The organism is Streptomyces sp. CRN 30, from assembly GCF_034105845.1.
Window position 1 is genome coordinate 31,222 of record NZ_JAVRHI010000516.1, and the last position, 13,190, is coordinate 44,411.

General features: G+C 72.9%; 12 protein-coding genes. 4 read left to right on the plus strand and 8 right to left on the minus strand.

The window, feature by feature from the left end; genetic code table 11:
• Window positions 1-150: 150 nt before the first annotated feature.
• Window positions 151-1,248 (minus strand): exo-alpha-sialidase, encoded by a 1,098-nt coding sequence (locus UW392_RS60585; RefSeq protein WP_320784059.1) that lies wholly within the window; start codon window positions 1,246-1,248, stop codon window positions 151-153.
• Between the two features lie 239 nt (window positions 1,249-1,487).
• Here UW392_RS60585 and UW392_RS60590 point away from each other — a divergent pair, with 239 nt between their 5' ends.
• Entirely contained in the window at window positions 1,488-3,881 is a 2,394-nt protein-coding gene (locus UW392_RS60590; RefSeq protein ID WP_320784060.1) for a SpoIIE family protein phosphatase, read from the plus strand.
• 48 nt (window positions 3,882-3,929) lie between these two features.
• On the opposite strand, the gene UW392_RS60595 is transcribed toward UW392_RS60590, so the two are convergent.
• Window positions 3,930-5,012, minus strand: a complete 1,083-nt coding sequence (locus tag UW392_RS60595) for an NADH:flavin oxidoreductase/NADH oxidase (protein ID WP_320784061.1) — start codon at window positions 5,010-5,012, stop codon at window positions 3,930-3,932.
• Window positions 5,013-5,181: 169 nt separating this feature from the next.
• Here UW392_RS60595 and UW392_RS60600 point away from each other — a divergent pair, with 169 nt between their 5' ends.
• Window positions 5,182-5,550, plus strand: a complete 369-nt coding sequence (locus UW392_RS60600; protein WP_320784062.1) for a helix-turn-helix transcriptional regulator — start codon at window positions 5,182-5,184, stop codon at window positions 5,548-5,550.
• A 10-nt stretch (window positions 5,551-5,560) separates the two neighbouring features.
• Here UW392_RS60600 and UW392_RS60605 read toward each other — a convergent pair whose 3' ends face one another.
• A complete protein-coding gene (locus UW392_RS60605; protein ID WP_320784063.1) occupies window positions 5,561-6,925 on the minus strand; it encodes an FAD-dependent oxidoreductase in 1,365 nt (454 codons plus the stop codon).
• A 230-nt stretch (window positions 6,926-7,155) separates the two neighbouring features.
• Between UW392_RS60605 and UW392_RS60610 the strand changes: the two genes are divergently transcribed.
• Window positions 7,156-7,674, plus strand: coding sequence for a DUF6214 family protein (locus UW392_RS60610; protein WP_320784064.1), 519 nt, complete (start codon window positions 7,156-7,158; stop codon window positions 7,672-7,674).
• A 28-nt stretch (window positions 7,675-7,702) separates the two neighbouring features.
• Here the strand turns inward: UW392_RS60610 and UW392_RS60615 are convergent, their stop codons facing one another.
• Window positions 7,703-8,383 carry a DUF305 domain-containing protein gene (locus UW392_RS60615; protein WP_320784065.1) on the minus strand — a complete coding sequence of 227 codons (681 nt, stop codon included), beginning with the start codon at window positions 8,381-8,383 and terminating at the stop codon, window positions 7,703-7,705.
• 195 nt (window positions 8,384-8,578) lie between these two features.
• Here UW392_RS60615 and UW392_RS60620 point away from each other — a divergent pair, with 195 nt between their 5' ends.
• The gene (locus UW392_RS60620) at window positions 8,579-10,081 is read left to right on the plus strand and encodes a hypothetical protein (RefSeq protein WP_320784066.1); all 1,503 of its coding nucleotides are present in this window, start codon (window positions 8,579-8,581) and stop codon (window positions 10,079-10,081) included.
• Here the strand turns inward: UW392_RS60620 and UW392_RS60625 are convergent.
• The 4 genes from UW392_RS60625 to UW392_RS60640 all read right to left on the minus strand — a co-directional run.
• Window positions 10,069-10,758, minus strand: a complete 690-nt coding sequence (locus tag UW392_RS60625) for a helix-turn-helix domain-containing protein (RefSeq protein ID WP_320784067.1) — start codon at window positions 10,756-10,758, stop codon at window positions 10,069-10,071. The two genes, UW392_RS60620 and UW392_RS60625, sit on opposite strands and share 13 nt — an antisense overlap.
• Before the next feature lie 167 nt (window positions 10,759-10,925).
• The gene (locus UW392_RS60630; RefSeq protein WP_320784068.1) at window positions 10,926-11,609 is read right to left on the minus strand and encodes a phosphatase PAP2 family protein; all 684 of its coding nucleotides are present in this window, start codon (window positions 11,607-11,609) and stop codon (window positions 10,926-10,928) included.
• Between the two features lie 194 nt (window positions 11,610-11,803).
• On the minus strand, window positions 11,804-12,739 hold the full coding sequence (locus UW392_RS60635; protein ID WP_320784069.1) for a M56 family metallopeptidase: 936 nt from the start codon (window positions 12,737-12,739) through the stop codon (window positions 11,804-11,806).
• A 133-nt stretch (window positions 12,740-12,872) separates the two neighbouring features.
• A partial coding sequence (locus tag UW392_RS60640) for a DUF5134 domain-containing protein (RefSeq protein WP_320784070.1) occupies window positions 12,873-13,190 on the minus strand: 318 nt, incomplete at its 5' end.

A 13,190-nucleotide genomic window follows, 5' to 3' on the forward strand; every position in this document is an offset into this window, starting at 1 on the left:
GCGCGACGGCGATCATCCAGTGGCCGACGTACGACCGGGAACGACCGGTCGGCTGTGGAACGGACCGCTCGCCGGGCGGACTTGGCGGACACGGGGACGCGGTGTGCACGGCTGTGCCGGCGCTCTCCATGTGCATGTGCGGCACGACCTTCAGTCCACGACCGCCGCGCGCACGCACAGCACGTCCGGCAGATGGGCCGCGAGCTGCCGCCAGCTGTCGCCGTCGTCGTCGGAGGCGTACACCTCGCCGTTGCGGTTGCCGAAGTAGACGCCCGCCGGGTCGGCGCCGTCCGTGCACATCGCGTCGCGCAGCACCGTGCCGTAGTGGTCGCCGTCCGGCAGTCCGGCGGAGAGGGGTTCCCAGCTCTTGCCCGCGTCCGCCGTGCGGAAGACGCGACAGCGCCGGCCGGCCGGCACCCGGTCCGCGTCGGCGGTGATCGGGAAGACGTACGCGGTGTCCCCGCGGTGCGGGTGGGCGGTCACGGTGAACCCGAACGTCGACGGCAGCCCCTCGCCGATGTCCGTCCAGTGCGCGCCCGCGTCGTCGCTGCGGTACACACCCCAGTGGTTCTGCAGGTACAGCCGGTCGGGTACGACGGCGTCGCGCGCGATCTTGTGCACGCACTGGCCGAACTCGGGGTTCGGGTCGGGCAGGAACACCGCGGAGACGCCGGAGTTGGAGGGGGACCAGGTCGAGCCGCCGTCTCCGGTGCGGAACACCCCGGCCGCCGAGACGGCGACCGTCACGGCCCGCGGATCACGTCCGTCGGTGAGGACGGTGTGCAGCCCCTCGCCGCCGCCACCGGGCGCCCACCGGCCGCGCGTGGGGTGCTCCCACAGCGGCCGTACGAGTGTGAAGCTCTCCCCGCGGTCCTCGGAGCGGTACAGGGCGGCCGGTTCCGTGCCCGCGTACACCACGTCCGGTTCGGCCGCCGACGGGTGCAGCTGCCAGACCCGCTCCAACGAGGCGCCGGTGTCCTCGGGGAACCTGACGGGCGCCTGGGCGGGCTCGGTCCAGGTCCGCCCCAGGTCGTCGGAGTGGAAGACCGAGGGGCCCCAGTGCGCGCTGTCGCCCCCGACGAGCAGCCGGGGCGTGCCGCGCCGGGTGTCGATGGCGACCGAGTACACCGCCTGCGCGGAGAAGTACGGGCTCTCGTCGAACTCCCATCGCCCCCGGGCGGCGCCGTCGCGCCGCCGCCCGACGAAAAGACCCTTGCGGGTGCCAACGGTGAGCAGAATGCCGGTCATGCCGACCACCTCCGGGACGTCGCTGTCTTAAGGCACGGCCAGTCTGCACCCCGGCACTGACAGTCACCCCGAAAGGCGGGTGTCGCCGCAGGTCGGAGCACGGATCCGGGGTCGCGGTGGGGAATCGCGGCGGGGCACGGCGAGAGGGGAGGGCGGGGTGGCAGGTCGCGCGGACACCGGGTGACCGCGCCGCCGGACCCCGGTTGTTGCCGCTGCCCTCCCGGGTCATTCTTGGACATATGGTGACGGCGCCGCGTGGACCCGAGCGGACGGACCCGGCCGGTGACGTCCTGGCCGTGGTCGACGCGCACGGCACGGTGACGGGCTGGAGCGAGGGCGCGCGCCTGCTGACCGGCTACCCGGCGGCCGAGGTCACCGGCCGGCCGGTGACCGCCCTGGTGGACGGGGACGCGGCCGGGATCTGGCGGACCCTGTGCGCGGACGGCGGCGCGACGGTGCTCCTGCGCCACCGTGACGGCCGCCGGGCCGAGCTCACGGTCCGGGTGTGCCCCGTACGGGGCGGGTGGCCGGCCTATGTGGTCACCGCGGTCGCCGCGGCACCGGACGCCGCCGAGTGCGCGCTGGTGGACGCGGTCTTCCGGCAGGCCTCCATGCCGATGTGCGTCCTGGACACCGAGCAGCGGTACCTGCGCACCAACGAGGCGGCGTCCCAGGTCATGGAGCAGCCCGAGGCGGAGGTGAAGCACCGGTACATGCAGGAGATCGTGACGGACCCCGGATTCCAGCGCCACCTGCGGATGGTCGTGGAGACCGGGCGGCCGGTCCACTACGAGAGCCGCACGAGCGCGCCGTCCGGACGCCGCATGTACGCCTGGAACATCGAGATCTGGCCGGTGCGCGACTCCGCGGGCGAACTGATCGGCACCGCGCTCGCCGCGCAGGACAGCAGCGAGCAGTACCTGGCCCGGCAGCGGCTGGCCATCCTCAACGAGGCCGCCGACGCGCTCGGCACCCGGCTGGACGTGGCCCACACCGCCGAGGAGCTGGCCGGCCTGGCCGTGCCCCGGTTCGCGGACTTCGCGGCCGTCGACCTGCTGGACTCGGTGCTCCGGGGCGAGGAGCCGCCGCCGCTGGGCGTCGTGGGCGGTGACGCGAAGCTGTGCCGGGTCGCGCACCAGTCCCTGGACGCGCCCGCACCGGGCCCCGTCACCGAGCTGGGCGCGGTCGAGAGCCACCCGCCCACCTCACCGCCCGCCCGTGCGCTCGCCACCGGCGGGATCGTGCTCGCCCGCACCGGAACGGCCGACGTGGACGACTGGATCGAACAGCGGGCCGCCGGTCACTCCGGGGTGAACATGAACACGTGGCGGGACCAGGACCTGTCCCTGATGGCGGTGCCCCTGGTGGCGCGGGGCACCACGTTGGGCGTGGCCACGTTCGCCCGGATGATGCGGCCCGAGCAGCCCATCGCCTTCGACCACGACGACGTGTCGCTCGCCCAGGAGCTGGCCAGCCGGGCCGCCGTGTGCGTGGACAACGCCCGCCGCTACACCAGGGAGCGGACCACGGCGCTGGCCCTGCAGCGCAGTCTGCTGCCGCACGCCCTGGCGGGCCAGGTGGCCGTCGAGTTCGCGTCCCGGTACCTGCCCGCGCTGTCGCAGGCGGGCGTGGGCGGTGACTGGTTCGACGTGATCCCGCTGTCCGGGACCCGGGTGGCGCTGGTCGTCGGCGACGTCGTGGGCCACGGCATCCACGCCTCGGTGACCATGGGCCGGCTGCGTACGGCCGTCTGGACGCTCGCCGACGTCGACCTGCCGCCCGACGAACTGCTCACCCACCTCGACGACCTCGTGGGGCACCTGGCGACCGACGCGACGGACGAGAACCGGGAGGCCGGGGAGATCGCGGCGACCTGTCTGTACGCCGTCTACGACCCGGTGTCCCGGCGCTGCACGGTCGCCTCCGCCGGCCACCCTCCACCCGTCCTGAGGCTGCCCGACGGCTCCGTGCGGGTCGTCGAGGTGTCCGCCGGACCGATGCTCGGCGTGGGCGGGCTGCCGTTCGAGGCCACCGAGATCCAGCTGCCGGAGGGCTCCCTGCTGGCCCTCTACACCGACGGGCTCATCGAGGGCCGCGAACTCGACGTGGACGCGGGGACGCGGACGCTGTGCGCCGCCCTCGCCGCCCCGGCCGAGAGCCTCGACGACCTGTGCGACACCGTGCTGCGCTCCTGCCTGCCGGACCGGCCCGGTGACGACGTGGCCCTGCTGATCGCCCGCACCGAGGGCCTGGACGCGGAACGGGTGGCCGTCTGGGACATGCCCGCCGATCCGGCGATGGTCGCCACCGCCCGCCAGCACACCATCGAACAGCTGGCCCGGTGGGGGCTGGCGGAGACGGCCTTCGTCACCGAACTGGTGGTGAGCGAGCTGGTCACCAACGCCATCCGCTACGGCGGCGCCCCCATCCAGCTGCGGCTCATCCGCGACTCCTCGCTGATCTGCGAGGTGTCCGACGCCAGCAGCACCTCACCGCATCTGCGCCGGGCGCGCACCTACGACGAGGGCGGCCGGGGCCTCCTCCTGGTCGCCCAGCTCACGGACCGCTGGGGCACCCGCCCGAACGGCAACGGCAAGACCATCTGGGCGGAGCAGGTGCTCCCGGCGGACTGAGCGGAACGGCCCCCCCGCTCGGAAGGAACCGTCCCGCGCACGCGGACTTCAGACCGACCGGTGGTACTGGTCCGGGACGTACGGCTCGGCACCGAGCGCACGGGCGGCGTGCCGTGCGAACGAGGGGTCGCGCAGCAGCTCGCGGCCCAGCAGCACGGCGTCCGCCTCGCCGTTGACCAGGATCTTCTCGGCCTGCTCGGCCTCCGTGATCAGGCCCACGGCGGCCACGGGCAGCGTGGACCCGGCCTTCACGCGCGCGGCGAAGGGCACCTGGTAGCCGGGGCCGGTGACGATGCGGACGCCGGAGGCGTTGCCGCCGGTCGACACGTCGAGCAGGTCCACGCCGTGGTCCTTGAGCTCGGCGGCGAAGCGCACCGTGTCGTCGGCCGTCCAGCCGCCCTCCTCCAGCCAGTCGGTGGCCGAGATGCGGAAGAACAGCGGCTTGTCCTCGGGCCACACCTCACGCACGGCGTCGACGACCTCGAGCGCGAAGCGGACGCGGTTCTCGTAGGAGCCGCCGTACTCGTCGGTGCGCTTGTTGGAGTGCGGCGAGAGGAACTCGTTGATCAGGTAGCCGTGGGCGCCGTGCAGCTCGGCGACCTCGAAGCCGGCGGCCAGGGCGCGGCGGGCGGCGTCGACGAAGAGCTGGACGTGCTCGCGGATCTGCTCGACGGTCAGCTCGGCGGGCACCGGGTGGCCCTCCTGGAACGGCACGGCGCTCGGTGCGAGCGGCTGCCAGCCGTACGGCTCGTCCTGGCCGATCGGCTCGCCGCCCTTCCAGGGGCGTTCGGTGGACGCCTTGCGGCCGGCGTGCGCCAGCTGGATGCCGGGGACGGTGCCCTGGCCCTTCAGGAAGTCCGTGATCCGGCGGAACGCCTGGACCTGGGTGTCGTTCCAGATGCCGAGGTCGTAGGGCGAGATGCGGCCCTCGGGGCTGACGGCGGTGGCCTCCACGATGATCAGGCCGGTGCCGCCGGTGGCGCGCGCCGCGTAGTGGGCGAAGTGCCAGTCAGTGGGGGCGCCCGCGCCGGGGCCCTCCGGAGCGGCCGAGTACTGGCACATCGGAGGCATCCACACCCGGTTCGGGATGGTCAGTTCACGCAGGGTGTAGGGCTCGAAGAGCGCGCTCACGGAAGGACTCCGTTCGTGGGGGACCAGGGAATCGTTCGTACGATAGTCATCGTAGTACGGCGTGTGTCAAACTACGATGCCTCTCGTACAATTCCCCGCATGAGGAATCCCATGGAGGGGTTCCGGAATAAGCTCCCCGGAGACATCCCGGACGAAGTGGAGAGCCGCTGTGACGACCCCCGTCCCCGTCCCCGTCAGCGCCGGTGGCCGTGAGCTGCCGCACCCCCGGCGTGCGGAGATCCGCCTGGAGAACGTGCTGCAGGCCCTGGCCGATCCGATGCGGCTGGGCATCGTGCGGGAGCTCGCGGCCGCAGGCGGCAACGAGCTCTCCTGCTCGCAGTTCGACCTGCCGGTCACCAAGTCCACGAGCACGCATCACTTCCGGGTGCTGCGCGAGAGCGGGGTGGTCCGGCAGGTCTACCGGGGCACGGCCAAGCTGAACGGCCTGCGCGAGGACGATCTGGACGCGCTGTTCCCCGGACTCCTCGGCCGCGTCCTCGACGCGGCCACCCGGCAGGCGGACCGGCTCGGCGGCTGACCCCGCGGGGTCAGGCCCGGTCGCCCCGCGCCGCGGCCCGCAGGGACGTCCAGTCGGACAGCTTCACCACGCCGCGCCCGAGCGACGCCCCGAGCTCCGCCTCGGCGCGTTCGATCGCCCGCCAGCCGGACCAGTCGACGGGCGCGTGCCCCTCCGCGCGCAGTACGGGGAGCGGATCGCCCGGCAGGTCGCGCCGCAGGAGCGCGGGCGCGTCCAGGAGCAGCGAGGTCACCGTCTCCTTGGCGCAGGGCCGGTTGGTGCCGATCACCCCGGTCGGGCCCCGTTTGATCCACCCGGCCACGTACTCGCCCGGCGCGAGAACGCCCTCGCGCAGCACCCGCCCGCCGAGGTGCGGCACAGTGCCGAGCCCGGCGTCGAACGGCAGCCCCTCCAGCGGCACCCCGCGGTAGCCCACCGACCGCAGCACCAGCTGGGCCTCGATCTCCTCGTACCGTCCGGTCCCGGTCACCGAGCCGCGGCCGTCCGGTTCCGTCCGCTCGAAGCGCACCGCGCCCACCCGGTCGCCGCCGGGGCGGTCGGGCAGCAGCGCGACGGGCCGCAGGAAGAAGCGCAGCCGCAGCCGGTGCCGGGCGTCCTCGCGAGGGGGCGCGTCCGCCCAGCCGCGCAGCACCTCCACGTTGCGGCGTTGGGCGCCGGGCAGCTCCGCGGGGTCGGCGTACCCGGGGTCGAGCTCCAGGTCGGCCCGCTCGACGGTGACCCGCGTGTCCGGCAGGGAGCCCAGCTCGCGCAGTTCCTTGGTGGTGAAGCGGGCCTGGGAGGGGCCGCGCCGCCCCACCATGTGCACCTCGGTGACCTCGCTGGCGGCGAGCGCGCCGAGCGCCGCCTGGGGCATGTCGGTGGGGCTCAGTTCGGTGACGCCCCGCGCCAGCATCCGGGTCACGTCCACCGCGACGTTGCCGACGCCGATGACCACGGCCGTGCGCGCCCCGTGCAGGAAGTCGTCCGCCAGGGCGGCGGCGGTGTCGGGGTGTCCGCTGTACCAGGACACGAACTCGGTCGCCGACCAGCTGCCGGACAGCTCCTCACCGGGCACGCCGAGCCGGCGGTCGGTGGCGGCGCCCACGCAGTAGACCACCGCGTGGTACAGCTCGCGCAGCCGGGCGGTCGGCAGCCCCGCGGGGCCCACCTCGACTCCGCCGAGGAAACGGACCCGGTCGTGCTCCAGCACGGTGCGCAGGGTGTTCTGCAGGGACTTGATCTTCTCGTGGTCGGGCGCGACGCCGTAGCGCACCAGGCCGTACGGGCACGGCAGTCGGTCCAGGACGTCGACGCGTACCGCGGGGTCCTGCTGGACGAGGCTCTGGGCGGAGTAGACCCCGCTCGGACCCGAGCCGACGACGGCGACACGCAGCACTGCGGAGCTCCTTGCTCGAGGAGATCGCTGATGCCTTCAGCATGGCACCGCCTCCGGTGGCGGGGGAGGGGGCGCGAGGGCGGCCGATGCGCTGTCGGGGTGCGGTGAACGCCTCCGGCGTGCGTGCCTCTTCGTCCGGGGTGTGATCATTCACTTACGTTCCTTATGTGACGGAAGCGTCCTTTCTTAATCTTTCTGATCGAAATTGGCCGAATGATGACGGCGGCGCTGTGTCCGTGTGGCCCGCGTGGCGGGTGCGGGACCGGGCCGGGGTCACGATGTGGTTCCACGCACGGCTCGCCTTCGCCGACGGCGCCCGCGTCGACGCGCTCGCCGTGGCGGCCGGAGGGCACGTCCTGATCGAGGAGGTGCGCTCCGAGCCACCCCTGACCCTCGACGACCTGGCCGTGCTGGCCGACTGGCTGGAGGGTCCGCTGTTCGAGGCGTGTGTCGTGGGCCGGCCCGGACTGCCCGGTGGGCCGAGGGAGGCCCGCGGGACGCAGGAGGCCCCGGAGGCGTACGGGGGGAGTGGGGTGGCCGCGCGGCACGCCCGGCCCGCACGGCCGGGCGGAGCCGAGGGGCGCCGCATGATCGCCGAGGAGTACCGCGCGGCCCGGGAGCGGGGAGCCGATCCGGTGCTCGCCGTGATGTGGGCGACCGGTCACAGCCGCCGCAGGTCGCTCCGGCTGATCGCCGGGGCGCGCGACGCCGGCCTGTTGCCGCCGGGCCACGGAGGTGGCCAGGGGTGAGGCTCTGCCGGAGACGTGGCGCAGGCGCTCACTGCATCTGGCGCATCCGGCCGATCTCCGACGCCTGCTGGGCGATGACGTCGTCGGCCATCTCCTCGATCAGGATGTTGTTGCCCTGCGCCTTCACGTCCGTGGCCATGGTGATCGCCCCGTCGTGGTGCGTGATCATCAGCTTCAGGAACAGCTGGTCGAACGCCGTGCCCCGCGCCGCGCGCAGCTCCTTGAGTTGCGCCTCGGTCGCCATGCCGGGCATCGCCTCGTGCTGATGGCCGTGCGCGTGCCCCCGTGAACCGGCCTGCTTCTCGTCGCCGTTTGATTTCAGCCAGCCCTCCATGGCGGCGATCTCCGGCTGCTGCGCGGCCGTGATCCGCTCGGCGAGCCCCTTCACCTTGGCCGAATCCGCACGCTCGGACACGAGTTCGGTCATCTCCAGGGCCTGGCCGTGGTGCTCGATCATCATCTGCGCGTACGTGAAGTCCGCCGAGTTGGGGGAGTCGTCCTCGGCGCGGCGCTCCTCGGCCTCCGCGGCGGACAGGGTCTCGGCGGCCTCGCCCGGCATGCCGGGCGCGATCACGGAAGAGCCGCTCGCGTCGGCCGATTTCCTGCCCCCGCCGGAGTCCGACCCCGAGTCGCAGCCCGTGAGCACGAGCACGGTGGCCGCCAGTGACGTCACGACCAGCGGTGCACGGGACGTACGGCGAACGAGCACGGTGACCTCCAGATGGGCAGAGAACTGACGGACACCTCGTGAGTGTCGGTGAACGGTCTAGCACGGTTCCCCGCCCGGGTGATCAGAAGAATTTGTTACAGGTGCGTTTCCATCTATTGATCTGTCCATGCCGAAGGCGATACTTCCGGTGGTCCGAGAACCGTTCGATCGTGAACGGCTACAAGGGAGGACGCAGTGACCCTGTCGAACAACCCGCGCACACGGCGCAGACGCCTGGGCGTCGCCACCGCGGCAGCCGGACTGCTGGCCGCACTGTTCACGGCGGCCCCGGCGGCCGCGACCCCCGACCCCGGGGACGCCCCGGCCGTGAGGGAGAAGGTCTCCCAGAGCGACATCGCCGAGGCGAGGAAGGCGATCGAGAGCGGGGAGATACCCGCACAGGACGAGATCGTCCACTCCTCCAACATCAAGCACCTCGCCAACGTCCCCAAGGACGCGCTGCCGGGTACCAACTCGGACCTCGCCTTCCAGGGCAAGTACGCCTTCGCGGGCAACTACGACGGCTTCCGCATCTTCGACATCAGCAACCCGAAGAAGCCGAAGACGGTCTCGCAGGTGCTCTGCCCGGGCTCGCAGAACGACATCTCGGTCTCAGGGAACCTGCTCTTCCTCTCCACCGACTCCTCGCGCAGCGACAGCTCCTGCAACAGCACCACGCAGCCCGCGACCGAGAAGTCCTCGTGGGAGGGCATGAAGGTCTTCGACATCAGCGACAAGCGCAGCCCGAAGTACGTCGCCGCCGTCGAGACCGCCTGCGGTTCGCACACCCACACGCTGGTGCCCGAGGGCAAGAACGTCTACGTCTACGTCTCCTCGTACTCGCCGAGCGCGTCCTTCCCGGACTGCCAGCCGCCGCACGACGGCATCTCGATCATCAAGGTGCCGCGCAAGGCCCCGCAGCAGGCGGCCGTGATCGACTTCCCGGTGCTCTTCCCCGGTGAGGGACCGGACGGCGGTGGCAACCCGGGCGCCCCCACCAACCCGGGCGTGTCCAAGACCACCGGCTGCCACGACATCACCGTGCTGCCCTCCAAGGACCTCGCGGCGGGCGCCTGCATGGGCGACGGCATCCTGTTCTCCATCAAGAACCCGGAGAAGCCGAAGATCATCGACCAGGTCCAGGACAACGTGAACTTCGCGTTCTGGCACTCGGCGACCTTCAACCAGAAGGCGAACAAGATCGTCTTCACCGACGAGCTGGGCGGCGGTGGCGCGGCCACCTGCAACGCGGCCATCGGGCCGAACCGCGGTGCCAACGGCATCTACGACATCGTCGGCAAGGGCGACAAGGCCGAACTGGTCTTCCGCAGCTACTACAAGATCCCCCGCCACCAGGCGGACACCGAGAACTGCGTCGCCCACAACGGCTCGCTGATCCCGGTCAAGGGCAAGGACATCATGGTCCAGGCCTGGTACCAGGGCGGTGTCTCGGTCTGGGAGTTCACCGACTCCCGCAAGCCCAAGGAGATCGCCTACTTCGAGCGCGGCCCCATCTCCACGGAGGCCCTGGTGGGTGGCGGTTCGTGGTCGGCGTACTACTACAACGGCTACATCTACTCGAACGACATGGCCAAGGGCTTCGACGTCCTGAAGCTCAGCGACCGGCGCACGGACCCGGCGGCCCGCGTCCGCACGGACGAGCTGAACGTCCAGACGCAGCCGGACTACTTCGACTGATCGGCCACCGGCTGCTCCGGCCGGCACAGTCCGGTCGAGAAGAACCGTGACAGATCCTCGTCGCACGCCCCGCCGGGCCCCTCCGGGTCCGGCGGGGCACCCGCTTCCCGGTCCAGCCCGTACCGCTCGAACAGCTCGTCGCGCAGCACGGGGAGCGGTAACGGCACGTTCGGCAGCACCATCGCGTACACCGCGCCCATCAGCAGGGAACGCAGCAGCGGATAGCCCGCGGCGGCGTCCGCGCGGCCGTGCCGCTCGACCGTGTCCCGCAGCAGTTCGCCGAGCCGCTGCTGTTCGGGGCACTGCACGAAGCCCTCGGTGTCCAGCAGCCCCGCCATGTGCTGGCGCATCAGCACGGGCCGGTCCCGGGCGAGTCCGAGGACCGCGTCGATCGCCCGCGCCATCCGTTCCCGGCCGTCCTCGGTGCGCGGCTCGCGCTCCAGGGCCTCCTCCAGCGTGCGGTGCATGAGCCGGTGCACGGCCGACTGCACCAGCTGCCGTTTGCCGGGGAAGTAGTACGACACCAGTCCGCGCGCCGACCCGGCCCGGTCCGCGATGTCCCCGAGCGTCGTCGCCTCGTAGCCGCGCTCGCCGACCAGTTCGACCGCAGCCTGAAGAAGCCGTTCCCGGGACCGTCGCCGCAATTCTTCATTGACCGAGGCGCTGCGCGGGGCCATCCTGTAACTCCTGCGTTGACTGGCTGCCAGCCAACTATACTCAGCGCGGCCAGGAGCCCACCCCCTGTGGACCTCCTGGGATGCCGTCCGTCCCGGGCCACGCGGGGGATGGTCCGGGACGGACGGGCTCACGCCTCACGGCGGACGTGGCAGGCATCCCGTACGGGTCAGGTGCGCCGAGCACCCTGCCACTTCTCGTACGCGGCGACCGTCAGCGCCACCGTCAGGGCGCCCAGCAGCCAGCCGCCCAGCACGTCCGAGGCCCAGTGCACACCGAGCCAGACGCGGGTCAGGCCGACCCCCACCACGGAGACCACGGCCACGGAGAGCGCCGTGAGCCACAGGACGCGCCCGGCACCGTACAGCCGCAGCAGCCACAGCAGCAGACCGAGCACCACCGTGGCGGTCATGGCGTGCCCCGACGGGAAGGCCGCGTAGTGCGCGGAGTCCACGGGATCGGGCCACACCGGACGCTCCCGGCCGACCGCGGCCTTCAGTCCCTGGGACACCGCCGCGCCCGCCACGCCCGCGACCAGCAGCCAGGCCGCGAGCCGCCGCTGCGCGTGTCTCCACAGCAGCCAGACGACGGTCAGTACACCCAGCACCCGCATCGTGACGGGATCCCACACCCAGTCCGTCAGGACGCGGAAGGCCTGGGTGAGGCCGGGCTCGTCGACCGCCCAGCGGTGCGTGGTGCGGGCGATGTCCCCGTCGAGCGACATCAGCGGCTGCCAGGAGACGATCACCAGCAGCAGGAGCAGGAGGGTGGGCACGGCGAGGGCCACGGCGGCGCGTACGGCCGCGCGCGGGCCCGCCGGACGGGGCGGTGGGTCGGGGGACGGCGAACGCATACGGTGATCCTCGCCGACCCGCGCGGCCGGAGGCCAACACCGCGGCGTGAGAAAGACTTCACCCCGCGGATCGGAACCCGGAAGGGGCCGCCGTCAGTTGTCGGGGGATGGCCGTGCGCACGGGCGGCGCGGTGTGCGGGGACGGCCGTGAGCGCGCCCGGTGGGGCCGGTGCGTCCCGTGCGGCGCGTCCGGTCTATCCGAGCGCCCGCAGGCCCGGCCCGAACGCCACCAGCACCGGTACCACGGGGACGAGGGCCGCGGCCGCCGTCAGGCGCAGCCGCCGGGCCGCCGTCAGCCGGTCCGGCGGCGTCAGGAGCCGGTCGACCCGCTGGGGGACCTGGGCCTGCGGTGTCGGGCAGGGTCCGAACACCCCGCGGTCCTCGTTGAGTTCGACCAGGGCGAGGGCGGTGGTGAGACGGCCGAAGCGCCGGGACGCCATGTCGTCGGCGGCGAGCTCGACCAGGCGGTGCATCTCGTCGCGGAACGCGGCGAACACGGGCACCTGGGGGAAGCCGTCCGCGAGCGCGGACGAGCAGTGCAGCAGCCAGTCGTGCCGCGCCCGGGCGTGACCCTGCTCGTGCGCGAGCAGGGCGTCCAGCTGCCGGCCCTTCAGGCGCCGCAGCGCGGCCGTGGTGATGACGAGCCGGGACCGGGCGCCGGGCAGCCACCAGGCGTCCGGACGCTCGCCCTCCAGGACGACCAGCGGGCCGGGCCCCGGCTCCTCCCCGGGCAACAGCGGGGAGCGCACGAGGAGTTCGGTCCGCCGCAGCCGACGGCGCCGCCGCGCCCCGGCGATCTCGCGGACCAGCATCGCCCCGGTCCACATGCCGCCGCACGCGAGGACCACGGCGGTCGTCGCGGCCCACGGACGGCCCGTGCTCAGGGCGTAGGCCTCCACGACGCCGTGCGGCGCCGGCGCGAACACCTGGCCCCGGACGGCGGACCAGGCGGCGGCCGCGCTCAGCGCCATCGACAGCGCGCAGCACAGCAGGACGGCGACCACCACGCACTGCCACATCCACAGCGCGACCACGGGCTCACGGTCCGGCCAGTCGGCGCGGGCGAGCAGTCGTGGGGCGACGACGGCGGTCAGGGCGCCGAGCAGCAACAGTGCCGCGGGGACCATCATGGGGCGCAGCCTATGAGGAGCACGGGCGGCGGGGCACGGGACCGGACGGCAAAGTGACACAGACCACGGTTTCGTACAGGCGAAGGCGTGCCGGGGCCCGCGGCCGGTGCGCGGAACCCGGTGGCGCGGGCCCTCAGAGCGCCGGCAGCATCACCAGCATCGCGATGCCCATCGACAGCCGGCACGCGCGTGTCACCTCCGGCCGGTCGCACCGGCCGGACCCGGCGGCCGCGACCGCGGTGCCCCCGGCCGGGACCGGCACGGGTACCAGCCGGACACCGGACCACAGGACGTAACCGGTGAAGTAGAGCAGCAGCGCGCCGGTCAGCAGGGGGGCGCCGGAGCCCCCGTGCCCGCCGTGGGGGCCGGGGGCGGCGGCCATGACGGCGGCCATGTAGGCCATCGCTAGCGCGCCCACCGCGTGGTGCAGGTGGCGCGGGCCCGTGCGGGC